At 65.7% G+C, this 14,373-nt stretch carries 16 protein-coding genes, 1 tRNA gene and 1 pseudogene; 11 read left to right on the top strand and 7 right to left on the bottom strand.

Translation table 11 applies throughout. From position 1 onward, the window contains the following. Nucleotides 1-10 precede the first annotated feature (10 nt). The 3 genes and pseudogenes from ACQY76_RS03945 to ACQY76_RS03935 all read left to right on the top strand — a co-directional run bounded on the left by ACQY76_RS03945 (nucleotide 11) and on the right by ACQY76_RS03935 (nucleotide 1,250). Nucleotides 11-727 carry a hypothetical protein gene (locus tag ACQY76_RS03945; RefSeq protein ID WP_428031610.1) on the top strand — a complete coding sequence of 239 codons (717 nt, stop codon included), beginning with the start codon at nucleotides 11-13 and terminating at the stop codon, nucleotides 725-727. A 6-nt stretch (nucleotides 728-733) separates the two neighbouring features. Then, nucleotides 734-889: pseudogene (locus ACQY76_RS03940) on the top strand (FAD-dependent monooxygenase); the annotation flags it as partial. A 73-nt stretch (nucleotides 890-962) separates the two neighbouring features. Continuing rightward, the gene (locus ACQY76_RS03935) at nucleotides 963-1,250 is read left to right on the top strand and encodes a hypothetical protein (RefSeq protein WP_428033084.1); all 288 of its coding nucleotides are present in this window, start codon (nucleotides 963-965) and stop codon (nucleotides 1,248-1,250) included. A gap of 78 nt (nucleotides 1,251-1,328) precedes the next feature. On the opposite strand, the gene ACQY76_RS03930 is transcribed toward ACQY76_RS03935, so the two are convergent. Further along, a complete protein-coding gene (locus ACQY76_RS03930; RefSeq protein ID WP_428031609.1) occupies nucleotides 1,329-2,345 on the bottom strand; it encodes an AraC family transcriptional regulator in 1,017 nt (338 codons plus the stop codon). Between the two features lie 82 nt (nucleotides 2,346-2,427). Here ACQY76_RS03930 and ACQY76_RS03925 point away from each other — a divergent pair, with 82 nt between their 5' ends. Continuing rightward, nucleotides 2,428-3,642 carry an MFS transporter gene (locus ACQY76_RS03925; protein WP_428031608.1) on the top strand — a complete coding sequence of 405 codons (1,215 nt, stop codon included), beginning with the start codon at nucleotides 2,428-2,430 and terminating at the stop codon, nucleotides 3,640-3,642. Nucleotides 3,643-3,872: 230 nt separating this feature from the next. Further along, nucleotides 3,873-4,250: a nuclear transport factor 2 family protein gene (locus ACQY76_RS03920; RefSeq protein ID WP_428031607.1), complete on the top strand. Its 378-nt coding sequence runs from the start codon at nucleotides 3,873-3,875 to the stop codon at nucleotides 4,248-4,250. 88 nt (nucleotides 4,251-4,338) lie between these two features. Here ACQY76_RS03920 and ACQY76_RS03915 read toward each other — a convergent pair whose 3' ends face one another. After that, entirely contained in the window at nucleotides 4,339-4,761 is a 423-nt protein-coding gene (locus ACQY76_RS03915; protein ID WP_428031606.1) for a MarR family winged helix-turn-helix transcriptional regulator, read from the bottom strand. 87 nt (nucleotides 4,762-4,848) lie between these two features. On the opposite strand from ACQY76_RS03915, the gene ACQY76_RS03910 reads away from it, so the two are divergent. Together ACQY76_RS03910 and ACQY76_RS03905 are read left to right on the top strand one after the other, a co-directional pair. Beyond that, nucleotides 4,849-5,241: a VOC family protein gene (locus tag ACQY76_RS03910; protein WP_428031605.1), complete on the top strand. Its 393-nt coding sequence runs from the start codon at nucleotides 4,849-4,851 to the stop codon at nucleotides 5,239-5,241. A gap of 171 nt (nucleotides 5,242-5,412) precedes the next feature. Then, nucleotides 5,413-5,745 (top strand): hypothetical protein, encoded by a 333-nt coding sequence (locus ACQY76_RS03905; RefSeq protein ID WP_428031604.1) that lies wholly within the window; start codon nucleotides 5,413-5,415, stop codon nucleotides 5,743-5,745. 180 nt (nucleotides 5,746-5,925) lie between these two features. Here the strand turns inward: ACQY76_RS03905 and ACQY76_RS03900 are convergent. Then, a tRNA-Ser gene (locus ACQY76_RS03900) sits at nucleotides 5,926-6,015 on the bottom strand. Between the two features lie 117 nt (nucleotides 6,016-6,132). After that, nucleotides 6,133-7,266, bottom strand: coding sequence for a glycine hydroxymethyltransferase (locus ACQY76_RS03895; protein WP_428031603.1), 1,134 nt, complete (start codon nucleotides 7,264-7,266; stop codon nucleotides 6,133-6,135). A 155-nt stretch (nucleotides 7,267-7,421) separates the two neighbouring features. Between ACQY76_RS03895 and ACQY76_RS03890 the strand changes: the two genes are divergently transcribed. Continuing rightward, entirely contained in the window at nucleotides 7,422-8,225 is an 804-nt protein-coding gene (locus ACQY76_RS03890) for a HesA/MoeB/ThiF family protein (RefSeq protein WP_428032926.1), read from the top strand. Nucleotides 8,226-9,490: 1,265 nt separating this feature from the next. On the opposite strand, the gene ACQY76_RS03885 is transcribed toward ACQY76_RS03890, so the two are convergent. Next, on the bottom strand, nucleotides 9,491-10,492 hold the full coding sequence (locus ACQY76_RS03885; RefSeq protein ID WP_428031602.1) for a 2-hydroxyacid dehydrogenase: 1,002 nt from the start codon (nucleotides 10,490-10,492) through the stop codon (nucleotides 9,491-9,493). A gap of 239 nt (nucleotides 10,493-10,731) precedes the next feature. On the opposite strand from ACQY76_RS03885, the gene ACQY76_RS03880 reads away from it, so the two are divergent. Next, complete coding sequence (locus tag ACQY76_RS03880; RefSeq protein ID WP_428031601.1) at nucleotides 10,732-11,307, top strand: SH3 domain-containing protein; 576 nt, start codon at nucleotides 10,732-10,734, stop codon at nucleotides 11,305-11,307. Between the two features lie 3 nt (nucleotides 11,308-11,310). Here the strand turns inward: ACQY76_RS03880 and ACQY76_RS03875 are convergent, their stop codons facing one another. Then, nucleotides 11,311-11,715, bottom strand: a complete 405-nt coding sequence (locus ACQY76_RS03875) for a 4-oxalocrotonate tautomerase (RefSeq protein WP_428031600.1) — start codon at nucleotides 11,713-11,715, stop codon at nucleotides 11,311-11,313. A 94-nt stretch (nucleotides 11,716-11,809) separates the two neighbouring features. Between ACQY76_RS03875 and ACQY76_RS03870 the strand changes: the two genes are divergently transcribed. Beyond that, a complete protein-coding gene (locus ACQY76_RS03870) occupies nucleotides 11,810-12,655 on the top strand; it encodes a LysR family transcriptional regulator (RefSeq protein ID WP_428031599.1) in 846 nt (281 codons plus the stop codon). A gap of 78 nt (nucleotides 12,656-12,733) precedes the next feature. Here the strand turns inward: ACQY76_RS03870 and irrA are convergent, their stop codons facing one another. Continuing rightward, on the bottom strand, nucleotides 12,734-13,258 hold the full coding sequence (irrA, locus tag ACQY76_RS03865; RefSeq protein ID WP_428031598.1) for an iron response transcriptional regulator IrrA: 525 nt from the start codon (nucleotides 13,256-13,258) through the stop codon (nucleotides 12,734-12,736). Between the two features lie 517 nt (nucleotides 13,259-13,775). Here irrA and fabA point away from each other — a divergent pair. After that, nucleotides 13,776-14,282 carry a 3-hydroxyacyl-[acyl-carrier-protein] dehydratase FabA gene (fabA, locus tag ACQY76_RS03860; RefSeq protein ID WP_428032925.1) on the top strand — a complete coding sequence of 169 codons (507 nt, stop codon included), beginning with the start codon at nucleotides 13,776-13,778 and terminating at the stop codon, nucleotides 14,280-14,282. Nucleotides 14,283-14,373: the final 91 nt, after the last annotated feature.

Genomic DNA, 14,373 nt, shown 5'->3' with positions numbered 1-14,373 from the left:
GAGGACTATCGTGTTCAATCGACGCCACCTGCTCTCCGCGTCGCTGGCGGTACCGGTCGCTGCGGTGGTTCACCGCGCCGCGATGGCAGCCGATACAGCGCAGGTTGTGCCCGGCGCGGTTTCAGTCCAGGGCAGCGGTGCAGAAACCGCGCCCCATTGCGAACGGGCGGCAAAACGTCTCGAAATGCTCGGTCGTTTCCGCCAGATGTACGCGGACCGGCGTTTCGACCTGGATCTTTTCGAGGCCGATACCGGCTATCTCAAGACGACGCTCGCCGATGCCAGCCGGATGTCCCTGCGGTTTTTCGTCGAATACAACAACGTCTGGTGGTTTGCGATCATCGACGGCGTCGACGTGCCTTCCATAGGCTATGATGCCGAGACGGATACCGGCTCCATCGTACTCGATATCCGCTACGGCAATGAGCACCTGTTGGCCATGCAGCATGTCGGCTTCCGGGGCGACCGCATTTCGCGGCTGCAGACCTACGCGTCGAACAGCTTCTTCGGCAAAGAGACCTCGCTCGTTCGTCTGGATGCCTATGGCAACGCGATCTGGCTTGAGACCGGATATGATCTGAAGATCTCGGCCGAAGCTGCGGAGGTGTTTCTGCGGACGCCCACGGGCCGCTTCTTCTCAGAGAATGAGCCAACCAGCTCCGCAATCGTGCGAATCAAGAATAATCTGGCCGATCTGCGCAAACGCTACGGCTGGAAGCCCATCTAAAACTTGGTGGGCTCCAGCGGAACGCGTGCCGACGCTGCGGAACTCCAGCGCCGCGGGGTCGGTTTCCTTCTCATCGACGCCCATGACAAGCCACTGACCTGGGATCGGGCGACCGTCGTTCATCAGCGTTCAATTGAGATCTTCGATTCTCTGGGCCTTGCGGATCGTCTGCTGAAAGCGGGCGTCCCACAGCGGAGGGCTCACGCGCTTTCACGCCTGCCCCGGAAGCCCTGTCTTGGAGGCCAGATTCCTGTTCGCCACGCCGGCCCCGGATCGTGGATTTGCCCGCATCGACCAGACGGTCGCGGAGCGGCTGGGCGTCCGTGGTGTGGCGCTTTTGTCGTTCGGCCCTATGGATATCTCGGGCAGCGCGCCGATCAGCATCACGGAGCTGCCCTCGACCTTCGTCGGCGACATGTCCGCTTCTTGTTTGAAGTCCCAAATAACGGACCGTCTGCTACTGGCCCCAAGCCGGCCCATCGTCGTCGTCCCAGCGAACTTCTGCTTTTTGGCGCGTAATTAGCTTCAGCCGCAGTGGCGACAACTCATTTGAATTGAGTGGTTTTGCTTTCCGCGCCGCGCTTTTCGCCCGAGCAGGGTGCTAGCGCGTCTCGTGCGGCTCGACCGTTCTTGGACCAAGCTGCAACGACCGCAGAGCTCCCGGCGCATGCCCCATCGTCCGCTTGAAGGCCCGGCTGAACGCGGCGTGCGAGCCATAGCCGAGCCGGTCGGCGGCCGTCTCGATGGGAATCTTGTCCCGCGTGATCCATTGTGCCGCAAGACGCATCCGCAGTTCGGTGAGGTAGCGCAGCGGCGTCATCCCCGTCACGTCGAGAAAGCGTGCGGCGAACACGGAGCGGGAACTGCCCATGACCGAGGCAAGTTCGGCCACCGTCCATTCGCGGCCGGGATCGCGGTGCACAGCGGCAATGACGCGCGCAAGCCGGGAATCGCGCAGCGCGGCCACCCATCCGGCGGCGGTGCCACAGCCGCATTCGATCCATGCCCGGACGATGAAGACCGACACCACCTCGGCGAGGCGGGCGAGAATGCCGGCGAAACCTGCACGGTCGCCGCGGGTTTCCCGTTCCATGGCCTCCAGCATCGGCAGCAATTCGGGATAGCGCTCCAGCAATGTGCCGACCGACATCACCGATGGCATCAAGGCGACCAACGGGGTCATGCCACCGAGTTCGAGCTCCATGCAGCCGCTGAAGATCACGACATCGGTGCTGCGGCAGAGATCGGTATCGCAGGCATTGATCGTCGCGACGGTGCCGCAGAGCGGAGCCTCAGCAAAGGCTGATATCGTGCGGCATGGCAGGTCTGGAGCGGAGAGCAGGTCGTGCGCCCCGCCATGCGGTAGCAACACCGCCGATCCCGCCTCCAGTTTTTCGATGTCCCCCTCGGGGCGCCGCAGATAGACCGTGCCGCGCGAAATGAAATGAAACTGCGCACGTCCCGCCTCATTGCCGAAATGCACGCCGAAGGGCGGGGATATCTGAATACGACGGTATTTCAGGCCGACGAACCGCATGCCGCCGAGCAGTTCGCTCACGACGTCAGTGTAGGTGGAGCGCCCGGCGGAGGCCGCAGCTTCGGACGAATGATCAAACATGAAGGATATTCTGGCATAGTTCGTCTTGCCAAACCAGCCTAGCCTGTTGCAATGCAACATGCTTCACTGGAAAGGCAGACGAATGAGTGACACGCTTGCGGCGGAGGCGACACAAACGCCCGCCATTTCCCCGGCATGGGCGGCCGTCGGCTCGATGACGCTGGGGGTTTTCGGTCTGGTCACGGCGGAGTTTCTCCCCGCCAGCCTGCTGACCCCGATGGCAGCCGACCTCGGCATCACCGAAGGCGCTGCAGGTCAGGCCGTGACGGCAACAGCTCTGGTGGCGATGGCTGCCAGCCTGCTGGTCTCGGCGGCGACGCAGCGCATCGATCGGCGCAACCTCATGGTCGCCTTCTCGATCATGCTGGTGATCTCGAACCTTATCGTGGCGTTCGCCCCGAACCTGCCTGTGCTCATCCTGGGCCGCGTGCTGCTGGGGCTGGCGCTTGGCGGTTTCTGGGCGATGTCGGCGGCGCTGACCATGCGGCTCGTGCCCGAGGCGATGATACCGCGTGCGCTGTCGATCCTGTTCAGCGGGGTGTCGGCGGCGACGATCTTCGCCGCTCCGGTCGGCAGCTATCTCGGCCATCTCCTCGGCTGGCGCGCCGTGTTCCTGCTGGCGGCGGCCATGGGCGTCGTGACGATCATCGCCCAGATCGCGACCTTGCCCCGCATGGCACCGACCGGCACCGCTGGGCTGCGCACGCTGGTCGACGTGCTGCGCCGGCCGGGCGTCGCGTTGGGCATGTTGGCGGCCATGCTGGCCTTCGCCGGTCATTTCGCGGTCTTCACCTATATTCGGCCCTTCCTCGAGACGGTCACCGGCATCGGCATCAACGCGCTCTCCGGTATTCTGCTCGGCTTTGGGCTGGCGAACTTTGTCGGCACGCTGGCGGCCGGCCCGTTGATCGAGCGCAGCCTGAAAGCGGCTCTGCTCGGCATGCCGCTGCTGATGGCAGCGCTGGGTGTCGCCCTGGTCACTCTTCCGGCGGATCCCACGGTACATACCCTGCTGTTCGCCCTCTGGGGCTTTGCCTTCGGCGGCGTTCCGGTCGCATGGTCAACCTGGCTCACCCGCGCCGTTCCCGATCAGACCGAGACCGCCGGCGGCCTGCTCGTCGCGTCCGTTCAGCTGGCGATTTCGGTAGGAGCGGCCGGTGGCGGTGCGATACTCGCGGTCGATGGCGTGACCGGCACCTTTGCCGCCGCTTGCCTGCTTCTGGTGGTCGCCGCGCTGATCGTCCTGTTCGGCGTGCGCACGCTGCCGGGCAGCGGTCGCGCAACCGCGCTGCACTAGGAGCGTGATGCGATGGCTGAACGGCGTGGGACGCGCAGCCATCGCATTCGGGTGCTGTTCCATTCCGGCGATAACGCGTCGCCACAGGCGGAAGGAGGGAGGAACATCGACTTTCGGCATTGATCTCGGTCCGCTCGCCCTTGGCAGCCGTCTGGTGCAATTTCCTGGTGAGCCGCTGATGAACCCTATCAAGATCGACTGATTGCCTCTCACTCGGAAGGACCGCTCCCTTGTCGACTCAGGAACCCGATTACGACCACCTGCTGCGCGCCAATCTCGAGCGCGTATTCAACGAGCGCGATGACGATAGGCGCACGCTGGCGATCGAAGAACTCTTCATCGCCGATCCTGTGATGTACGAGCCGGATGGCATCGTGACGGGCCGGGAAGCGATCTCCGCCGTCGCCGGCAAGCTACTGGCGCAGTTCGGACCCACCTTCCGCTTCACGCCGGCTGGTCGTGGCGTCGGCCATCACGGGCTGGCCGTGCTCCGTTGGGAGGCTGGCCCCGACGGCGGGCCCATCGCCGTCACCGGATCGGATGCCGCCCGGATCGTCGACGGCAGGATTGCCCAGCTCTGGGTGCTACTGAACGCTCCGGTTGGCTGAAAACGCTTCGACTGCGCACAGGCCCTGCTGACTCTCTCCATACTAAGTTCAGGGCCTGCTCGTGCTCAGCAAACAGCAAAACCCGCCTCTATCGGAGCGCCTCGGCAAGTCGCAATAACATAGCTGTGGCAGTCTGATGATCCACGGGTGCCGCAGCATTGCGAAGACGTGTCTCCGCATCGGCTACGATTGCAGATGCCGCTTCAAAGGCGTGATAGCCCGAGGCCGTCAGTTCGGTTCTCTGAACGCGCCCATATTCGGGGTGGGGACTCCGCCTGATAAAGCCTGCTTTCTCGAGCGTGACGAGTATGGCCTGCATCGTTTGTGGCGTGACAAACGCGCGGCGTGCGAGCGCCGCGTTCGAAGCCCCTGCTTCGACCTTCAAATATGCAAGGACTGCGTATTGCGGCGTGGTGAGGCCAATCTCCCGCAGTTCCGCGTCCATGCGCGTGCGAAGCGCCTGTTGCGCCTGCTTTAGCGCGAAGCCGATCGTCGCATAAGGATCGCTCATTCGCGAACTTGCGTTTGACATGTCAGTGCCCTTATATAAATAAGTGGGCTGATAATAGAGACTTGCGTAACGAAGGAAAGCCCTGACATGCCCCACCTGATCGGACCCGACTTCATCGGCATCCAAACCGAGGATCTCGAAGCTGCACGGTCATTCTACACAGAAGTCGTCGGACTGAAGGCCGCTCCCCATAGCCCGCCGGGAGCCATCGTGTTTGACACAAAGCCGATCCCGTTTGCCGTTCGCACACCCGTGGTCGACCTCGGAGCAACAGACAGACTGGGCTGGGGTGTCGCCATCTGGTTCGGCTGTGACGACGCCGACTCGCTGCACGACCATCTTGTCAGGCAAGGCGCCCATATCGAGTTCTCCCCGAAAGAGGGGCCCTTCGGCCGCTACTTCGCATTCCGCGATCCGTTCGGCTACACAATTACGGCCCACACGATCGCGGCCCCAATTGACCAGCGCGTGAGGCGCTAAGGTATGGCGATCTCGATGGGTGTTGCATCGGCGCAGCATGCGTGGGGGACGCAGCGGCGGTTTTGCGCCGCTCCGTCATGGCAAGTACATCGCGGTGAAGGCGCTTAGAAAAGGCGACGGGATCGTCTACTACTCGCCTCGCGAGGTGTCCGTTCCGGCTGAGCGCTCGCGATGCTGCCCGGTTTCGGCCAGTTGTTCCTGAATGATGGAGTGTGGGGCAACACGCAGGTCGTCCCGGCTTCATGGGTCAGGGAGTCGACCGCGGCCTATTCCTCGGCGAAGCGGATTCGGCAGGGCTATGGCTATTTGTGGTGGACGCTTCCGGAGGACATTTGGGGGAAGAGAGCCTTCTACGCGTCCGGCTATGGCGGCCAGATCATAGCGTTGGTGCCGACGAGGTGGCTCGTTGTGGTCCAGACCGTTGATCTGAGGCAGAATCCGAAGGGCATCCGCACGAGCGCCTTCCTCGACCTTGTAAAGGAGATCGCCTTCGCCTCGCCGTGAAGGCTGGGCCGCAGAGCACGACCGGGCACCCGGAGGACCTGCATACCGCAACCCACGCGAGAGGACGCCGAATGGTCGATCGGCGCGCGCCGAAATTCAAAAATGTGGGGTAAAATGAGGATTGGCTAACAAGCGTCGCGATGAAAACTGTTCGAAATACAGTCCCTTAGGGCGATTAAATGGCGGAGAGGGTGGGATTCGAACCCACGGTACGCTTGCACGCACAACGGTTTTCGAGACCGTCCCGATCGACCACTCCGGCACCTCTCCGCGCGTGGCGCGGAAGTCACCCGCGCCGTGGAGCGCAGGCTGAATAGCCGAGGCGCGTCCGGCGCACAAGTGCCTGCCGTGCGCTTGTCGCACTTCCGGGGGATAGCGCACGGCCGCTCAGGCCTTGTGCGCGTGGCAGGCGGCGCCTGGCGATGCGCACGGGCGGACAGGTTCGTCGCCGGACCTCACATTACGGATGAAAGCGCACGGGAGAGCTGCGCCGCGAAGGTGGCGGCGACGTGCTCCATCTCGCCCGGCCCGTGGCCGAGCGTGGTGAGGAACTGCGTGCCCACCCGCAGGGCGGTCCGTCCCGGCCGGGTGATGTCCGGGCACAGGCCGACGATCACGCCACCTTCCGCCAGCGCGGCAGGCGGCCGCGAGGGCGGCGGTGTTGGCGACGATGCGCTGGGCATAGGCGGCCGCGCCGCTGCGCATCTCCAGCAGCACGCGCAGCAGCGGCGGCAGCAAAGCGGGGTTGTAATTGGCCAGAAAGCGCGCATCGAGCAGGCGGGCCAGCGCCTCGCCCTGCGCCGGGTCACCGCCGAGGATGAGGCCGTGCGGAATGCCGAGGATGGTCTTGTAGGTCGAGGTGACCAGCACGTCGACGCCCTGCGCCAGCGGGTTGGGGTAGGTGCCCCCGGCGATCAGCCCGGCGACATGCGAGGCATCGAACACCGTGGTGGCGCCGACGGCACGGGCGGCCGCGACGACGGGGGCGATGTCGTCCGCCCTCAGCATCACGCTGCGCCCGAGCATGACGAGGCGCGGCAGGCGCTCCGCCACCAGCCGCGCCGCCCCGTCGGCGTCGAGGCGGTATTCGGCGGCATCGAAGGGCAGTTCCGCGCAGGCGAGCCCGGCAAGTTCCGGCGTGCCGCCGCGCCGCTGGCTCAGATGGCCGCCATGGGCCTTGTCCGGCGCCAGCAGGAGGTCCCCCGGGCGGGCGTAGGCGTGGAATACGGCCAGGTTGCACAGGGTGGCGGTGGGCAGGCGCGGTTCCGCCCAGGCGGCGCCGAACAGGGCGCAGGCCTCGTCCCGCACCGCTACCTCGAAATGCGACACCAACTCGGTGCCCGGCTGCTCCTTGTCGAAACTCGGCCCCATGGCAGGCATGGCGCCGAGGCCCGGCGCATAGGCGGCCAGAACCTCCGGCGAGGGTAGGTTGGCGCCGGCATAGAGCACCAGGCGCTGGCGCGCGAGCGTCTCGGCATGGCGATCGGCGGCGGCGAAAAGCGATTCAGGGTTCGCGCTCATGCCCCCGCAATACCGGTTCATCGCCGCGCGGCCAATGCCGATCGCTGCCGTCCCGTGCGGCTCCACGCAGAGTGTGGCGGGCGGGCGGCGGGTTGTTATATAGCTGAGCCATGACAGACACTCCCGCCGGTTCCTCCGCGCCCGCGCGCACGCCGCTGTTCTCCCCCGAGGAGGTTGAGCGCTATGCGCGCCACCTCGTGCTCGCCGAAATCGGCGGCCCCGGCCAGCAAGCGCTGAAAAAGGCGCGAATGCTGGTCGTGGGCGCGGGCGGGCTCGGCGCGCCGGCGCTGATGTATCTCGCCGCTGCCGGCGTCGGGCACCTCACGGTGATCGACGATGACGAGGTCTCGCTGTCGAACCTGCAGCGGCAGGTCATCCACACCACCGCCGCCATCGGCCGGCGCAAGACCGAGAGCGCGGGCGACTTCATTGCCGCGCTCAACCCGCATGTCGGCTTTGACGGAATCACGGCGCGGCTCACCGCCGACAATGCGCTGGCGCTGGTCGCGCAGGCCGATGTGGTGATCGACGGTTCGGATAATTTTTCCACCCGCTATCTGGTGTCGGACGCCTGCGCGCTGGCCGGCGTACCGCTGGTCTCGGCGGCGCTGGGGCGCTTCGACGCCACGGTGACGACGCTGCGCCCGCATGAGAAGGCGCCGGATGGCGCGCCGAACCCGACCTATCGCTGCTTGTTCCCGGAACCGCCGCCGGCGGGGCTGGTGCCCAGCTGCGCGGAGGCGGGGATTCTCGGCGCGGTGGCGGGGGTGGCCGGCACGCTGGTGGCGCTGGAGGCCGTGCGCGCCGTCGCCGGCTTCGGCGAAGGGCTGGTCGGGCGGTTGCTGATGATCGACACCCTCACCATGCGCTTCGAGACGCTGAGCTATGGCTGGGACCCGGACAACCCGCTGACCGGCGAGAACCCAACCATCAAGGACCTGTCGGGGCATATGCGCTGACGGTGACAGGCTCCGCATGGCCTTAAAGGGGGCGTCATCCCGGCCGAGCGAAGCGAGAGCCGGGATCGGGTCCGTCATTCGCGTGCGATCATTCTGCCCGCGATCCCGGCTCGGCCTTTGGCCGTCCGGGATGACGATGGGCCGGACGCCCCCCCTCGTGTCCCGGCCCAGCGGAGCCGCAGGCGAAGCGCCGCGCCGGAACCCAGGGGAGACACTTCGGCGGATGACACTTCGGCAATCCCTCGCGCTAACAGCCTGCGGCGAGCGCCCTCCCGGTCCTCCTGGGCCCCGGATCGGCGCCGCGCGGGGCGCGGCTTGTCCGGGGAACGGGAGCGCGAGAGGTGGGGGGCCGAATAGGGCCTTGAGCCACGCAACGACAATTTATGTCATCCCAACGACCGCGCGGGTCGCCCTTATGGGCATAAATGAGGGCTCATAAAGCTGATATAAAAAACCACTCATAATCATGAATGGAAATATTAAATCATATCCTTTGGTGTCAATTATATCGCAGCCATCTATTTCAATATATATAAATTGATCAAGTAGAGGTGTAAAATATCCATCTCTATCTATAGATTTTGTGCATTTCAAGATGACGTCGGAATCACTATTTAATTGTTGTATGAACGCAATATATCCATCTTTCTTTGCAATATGCCGGTCGCTGTCGTCTATTTTGATGGTGCCTCCAGGAAAACTTTGGACATGTACTACAAATAACATAAGATGGGAACTTATCATAAATATATACAAAAATATATACAATAATAGGGCGCCAAATGTAGCAATTAATAGACGTTTTATCATATGCGGCTCCGTGCGTAGATCGATTGGCTCGGCAAAATCCGCGATGTGAGGCTGTAATCGCTAATATAATTAATCTTTGAATGGACGTGAAGCAACGCGACGGGGCGCTCGCGTGTCATGGGATGGCCCGATCGGGCGCCGCACGGCGATCCTCGCGCCACCCTCTTGTCCCGGCCCAGCGGAGCCGCAGGCGAAGCGCCGCGCCGCGCCGGGACCCAGGGGAGACACTTCGGCGGATGACACTTGGGCAATCCCTCGCGCCAACAGCCTGCGGCGAGCGCCCTCCCGGTCCTCCTGGGCCCCGGATCGGCGCCGCGCGGGGCGCGGCTTGTCCGGGGAACGCAGTGGGGGAGCCGCGCTGCGGAGACGGTGCGCGGGACAAAGGCCACGTCATGCTGAGGTGCGAGCGGAGCGCGCCTTGAAGCACGCAGCCGCCCGCCTTCAGCCGCCCCGCCTCACAGCATCGCCGGCAGCACCCGGTCGGGCGGGCGGTGGCCGTCCATGAACGCCTTGATGTTCACGATCACCTTCTCGCCGGTGTCGACACGGGCCTCGACGGTGGCCGAGCCCATATGCGGCAGCAGCACCACCTTGCCGGCGCGGGCGAGCTTGAGCAGCTTCGGGCTCACCGCCGGCTCGCGCTCGAACACGTCGAGGCCGGCACCGGCGATCTCGCCCTGCTCGATCATGCGGATCAGCGCGTGCTCGTCGATCACCTCGCCGCGCGCGGTGTTGACGATATAGGCGTCCGGCCGCACCAGCTTCAGCCGGCGGGCGGAGAGCAAATGGAAGGTGGCCGGCGTGTGCGGGCAGTTGATGGACAGGATGTCCATCCGCGCCAGCATCTGGTCGAGGCTGTCCCAATAGGTCGCCTCGAGGTCTTCCTCGATCTGGGCGGGGAGGGGGTGGCGGTTGTGATAGTGGATCTGCAGGCCGAAGGCGCGCGCGCGCCGCGCCACCGCCTGGCCGATGCGGCCCATGCCGATGATGCCGAGCCGCTTGCCCCAGATGCGGTGGCCGAGCATCCAGGTAGGTGACCAGCCGGGCCAGGCGCCGTCATCGCTGGTGATCAGCGCCGCGCCCTCGGTCAGCCGGCGCGGTACGGCGAGAATCAGTGCCATGGTCATGTCGGCGGTGTCCTCGGTGAGGACGCCGGGCGTGTTGGTGATGGTGATGCCGCGCGTGGTGGCGCCGGTCACGTCGATATGGTCGACGCCATTGCCGAAATTGGCGATGAGCTTGAGATTGGGGCCGGCCGCCTCGATGACCCTGGTATCGATCCTGTCGCAGATGGCGGGCACCAGCACGTCGGCGGTAGCCATCGCCTCGCACAGGTCGGCCTGGCTCATCGGCACATCGTCGACATTCAGGCGCGCGTCGAACAGTTCGCGCATGCGCGTTTCGATCTTGTCGGGCAGCTTGCGCGTCACGACGACCAGCGGCTTCCTGCGGGCCATGTTGCTCCCCGTACGATTCCCCGTGGCGATCAAGCTCCCGTTAACGCTACGGGCTCCACACTCGCGCCAAAACCGGGCGACGCGTTCCTTAGCAGACAGGTCCACGAAACACAAAAATGCACTGATTCGCGGTGCAGGCGTGTTTTGGCGATCGCGCTGCCGGGCCGTGCCGCCGCGATGGGCGAAGGGTGATTGAGACGATGCGTAGCAACAGGCTTCGAGGCGTGGCGAAGCTGCGGATGACGGGTTTCCTGCGGGCCGTGGCGGCGGCGGCGGTGTTGGCGGCTGCCATGCCGCTGGCGCTGGCGCAGGCCCCGACGCCAGCACCGGAGAGCGTGCCGGCACCGGAAGGCGTGCCGGACGGGAGCACGGGGCCGGTGGGGCGCACCAGCGGGCTGCAGGTGCCGCGATTCGTCAGTCTCAAGGCCGACAAGGTGAATGTCCGTTCGGGCCCCACCCGCGACCACGGTGTGGCGTGGGTGTTCACTCGCGCCGGCCTGCCGGTGGAGATCACCGCCGAGTTCGAGACCTGGCGGCGCATCCGCGACGCCGACGGCGCGGAGGGCTGGGTCTACCATTCCATGCTCTCGGGCCGCCGCACGGCGCTGGTGAACCCGTGGAAGGCCGGCGAGGAGATTCCGCTCTACGCCAGCCCGTCCAAGGATTCGGCCGTCCGCGCTCGCCTGGAGGCGGGGGTGCTCGGCAAGATCGAGCATTGCGACGGCAAATGGTGCCGCTTCTTCGAGAATGGCTTCGACGGCTTCATCGAGCAGGAGCGCCTGTGGGGCGTCTATCCCGGCGAGAAGCTGGAGTGAGCCTCACACCGGCCGCGCGGTGATATAGCGGCGCTCCTGGGTAAGGCCGGCATAGCCATAGGCATCGCCGCGCGCCTCCACCACATGCACATAGCTTTCCGCATGCAGCGGGCCGAGCTCTTCGGCGAAGGTCGCGAAGGTGGCGGCGATAAAGGCGGCCTTCTCGTCCTTGGTGTTCGTGCCTTCCGTCACGCGGATATCGAGCCAGAAGGCGGCGAGCCCCGCGTCCTTAAGGCTGCGCCCGGCGCAGAACCAGTGCGCCGGGTCCGCCGGCTCGACCAGAACGGCGGTGACCGTGGGGTCCTTGCCCAGCCATTGCTGCGCGAGTTGCGCGGCGCGGCGGGCGAGGGCGGCTTCCAGCCCAGTGGCGCCGGACGGCGTGGCGAACTTTATCTGGATCATCGGCATGGCGTGTCTCCCCTGGGGTTGCGAGGGGAGTCGTAACGCAGCCTCCATCATGAGATAATGCTATCATTGAATATATCAGCGATAGCAAAACGTCATGAATGATCGTCCCCTCGATCTCGATCTCGTCCGCGCCTTCGTGCATGTGGCCGAGCTCTCCAGCTTCACCCGCGCGGCCGAGGCGCTGGGCGGCACGCAGGCGGGCGTGAGCCTGAAGCTGCGCAAGCTGGAGGATCGGCTCGGCCGCACGCTGCTGCAGCGCACGCCGCGTCTCGTCCGCCTCACCGCCGATGGCGCCTTGTTTCTGGAGCGTGCCCGCCGGCTGTTGTCGGCCGATCGCGAGGCGCGGCTGTGGGGCGCCGTACCGGCGCGCCGGCTGCGACTCGGCATCAGCGATCACGTCACCGGCGACACGCTGCCCGGATTGCTGCGGCGCCTTTCAGCGGCCAGCCCCGACATCGTGTTCGATATCCGCATGGGCTTTTCGCGGGTCCTGCTCGACGCCTTCGATTCGGGGGATCTCGATGCGGTCGTGGCGCGGCGGGAGGGCGACCGACGGACCGGCGAGATTCTGCGGCAGGATCGCTATGGCTGGTTCGCCGCCGCGAACTGGCGGGAGGCGGGGGATGCGCTGCCGCTCGCGTTGCTGGCGGCGCCCTGCGGCGTGCGCGCCGTGGCCATCGAGGCGCTCGATTCGGCCGGGATTTCCTGGCGCGAGGCCTTTGTCGGCGGCAGCGTCTCCTCTGTCGGCGCGGCGGTGGCGGCAGGCTTGGCGGTCGCGCCGCTGGCCGCTCACCTTGCCCCGGCCGGCGCTGTCGATGTCGGTCCGCGCCTGAACCTGCCCGGCCTGCCGGCGGCAACCGTCATGCTGGTCGCCCGCGCCGGCGACGCGCCGGTAAAGGCGGCGTTGCGCGAACTTGCCGCCTTCCTGCGGGCGGGCTGACCGACCCAGCAAAAAAGCCGGTCTCGCGACCGGCTTTCAATTCCGCATCAATGACGCCGCAGTGGCGTCCAGCTGGGTCTACGAGCGCCGCTTGGGGCGCAGGCGCACCACCACGTCGACCCGGGCGATCTCATAACCTTCCGGGGCTTCCGGAATGCGTTCGACCTCGACCGAGGCACTGGGAATGTCGACGAGATTGTTCTCGCCTTCCAGAAAGAAATGGTGGTGGTCCGAGGGGTTGGTGTCGAAATAGGTCTTCGACCCGTCGACCGCCAGCTCGCGCAGCAGGCCGACCTCGGTGAACTGGTGCAGCGTGTTGTAGACGGTGGCCAGCGACACCGGGAAGCGTGCCTTGATCGCCTCTTCGTGCAGGATTTCCGCTGAGACGTGGCGGTCGCCCTTGGCGAACAGCAGCCAGCCGAGCGCCAGGCGCTGGCGGGTGGGGCGAAGGCCGACATCGCGCAGCATATGGCGCACGTCATGGAACGGGCAGCCGGTGCGGCCGGCGCCGTCGCGCAGCTTGGCGACCGGCAGAATGGGACCGTCTTCTTCCACGACCATGCGGGAGAAGGCCAGGTTCTGGGGGCGAAATCCTTCGCTCATCGTTTCTTCCGAACCATCGTTACCGCCCCTCCCGCCGGGGGGCGAGACAAGGTGGATCCGCATCACAATGGGCGTCCCCGTGCCGCTCGCTCAGGTCGAGTGGCAGGCGCACGACACCCCTATTCATCTGGCATTATATCGGCACCGCAGGGGCGGGGGCAATATCGTGCGGGATAATCGTAATGGTTCCAAACTATGGGCCGGCGCGGTCATCCGGGGCCCCCGCAGCCACGTCCCTGCCGCCTGCCACCATCCTCGCATGGAAACCCGCCTCGCGGGAAGGTGCGCGGCCTGCCTGCCGCCTTTCTCGCCTGAAGGTGCGGGGGTAGGGCGATCGGCGCGCCGTCTTGCGTGGCTCGGCCGCCGGCCGGGCGGCTTTGAGCGGGCGGGGCGCTGTGATAGGAAGCGCGCTGCGTCACGTGGCCGATGCGGGAGAGCCCGCCTCCGCGCCGCGAAGGATCGGCGGCAGGGACCGTTCAAGGCAATGGAAACAGCAAGCGTGGGTAACACCGAAACGATGGTCGAGCGGCAGACGAGCTTCACTTACGAGGAACTGCTCGCGTGCGGGCGCGGAGAGCTTTTCGGGCCGGGAAATGCGCAGCTTCCCGCCCCGCCGATGCTGATGTTCGATCGCATCACCGAGATTTCCGAGAGCGGCGGCCCCAATGGCAAGGGCCATATCCGCGCCGAGCTCGACATCAGGCCCGACCTCTGGTTCTTCGGCTGCCACTTCATCGGTGACCCGGTGATGCCCGGCTGCCTCGGCCTCGATGCGCTGTGGCAGTTGGTCGGCTTCCATCTCGGCTGGCTCGGCTCGCCCGGGCGCGGGCGGGCGCTGGGCGCCGGCGAGATCAAGTTTTCCGGCCAGGTTCTGCCCACCGTCAAGAAGGTGGTCTACGGCATCGACTTCAAGCGAGTCATGCGTTCCAAGCTGGTGCTCGGCATCGCCGATGGCTGGGTCGAGGCCGATGGCGAGGTTATCTACCGGGCCGGCGACCTGAAGGTCGGGCTGTTCCAGTCGTGACGTCACGCCCTTGCGGGGTTCGCCCCGCGGGGCCATCTCGCGTGCCTCACCCCTGTCGCGTGCCTAGACCATCTCGCGTGCTTTGAAGGAA

Source organism: Ancylobacter sp., from assembly GCF_965279025.1.
Lineage (GTDB): Bacteria > Pseudomonadota > Alphaproteobacteria > Rhizobiales > Xanthobacteraceae > Ancylobacter.
This window is presented reverse-complemented; position numbering and strand designations above follow the sequence as displayed.

Excerpts from the sequence above, each read along its gene's own strand:
- ACQY76_RS03930 (WP_428031609.1), bottom strand. The coding sequence starts at position 2,345 with ATGTTTGATCATTCGTCCGAAGCTGCGGCCTCCGCCGGGCGCTCCACC.
- ACQY76_RS03925 (WP_428031608.1), top strand. The coding sequence starts at position 2,428 with ATGAGTGACACGCTTGCGGCGGAGGCGACACAAACGCCCGCCATTTCC.
- ACQY76_RS03915 (WP_428031606.1), bottom strand. The coding sequence starts at position 4,761 with ATGAGCGATCCTTATGCGACGATCGGCTTCGCGCTAAAGCAGGCGCAA.
- ACQY76_RS03910 (WP_428031605.1), top strand. The coding sequence starts at position 4,849 with ATGCCCCACCTGATCGGACCCGACTTCATCGGCATCCAAACCGAGGAT.
- ACQY76_RS03905 (WP_428031604.1), top strand. The coding sequence starts at position 5,413 with ATGCTGCCCGGTTTCGGCCAGTTGTTCCTGAATGATGGAGTGTGGGGC.
- ACQY76_RS03895 (WP_428031603.1), bottom strand. The coding sequence starts at position 7,266 with ATGAGCGCGAACCCTGAATCGCTTTTCGCCGCCGCCGATCGCCATGCC.
- ACQY76_RS03885 (WP_428031602.1), bottom strand. The coding sequence starts at position 10,492 with ATGGCCCGCAGGAAGCCGCTGGTCGTCGTGACGCGCAAGCTGCCCGAC.
- ACQY76_RS03880 (WP_428031601.1), top strand. The coding sequence starts at position 10,732 with ATGACGGGTTTCCTGCGGGCCGTGGCGGCGGCGGCGGTGTTGGCGGCT.
- ACQY76_RS03875 (WP_428031600.1), bottom strand. The coding sequence starts at position 11,715 with ATGCCGATGATCCAGATAAAGTTCGCCACGCCGTCCGGCGCCACTGGG.
- ACQY76_RS03870 (WP_428031599.1), top strand. The coding sequence starts at position 11,810 with ATGAATGATCGTCCCCTCGATCTCGATCTCGTCCGCGCCTTCGTGCAT.
- irrA (WP_428031598.1), bottom strand. The coding sequence starts at position 13,258 with ATGAGCGAAGGATTTCGCCCCCAGAACCTGGCCTTCTCCCGCATGGTC.
- fabA (WP_428032925.1), top strand. The coding sequence starts at position 13,776 with ATGGTCGAGCGGCAGACGAGCTTCACTTACGAGGAACTGCTCGCGTGC.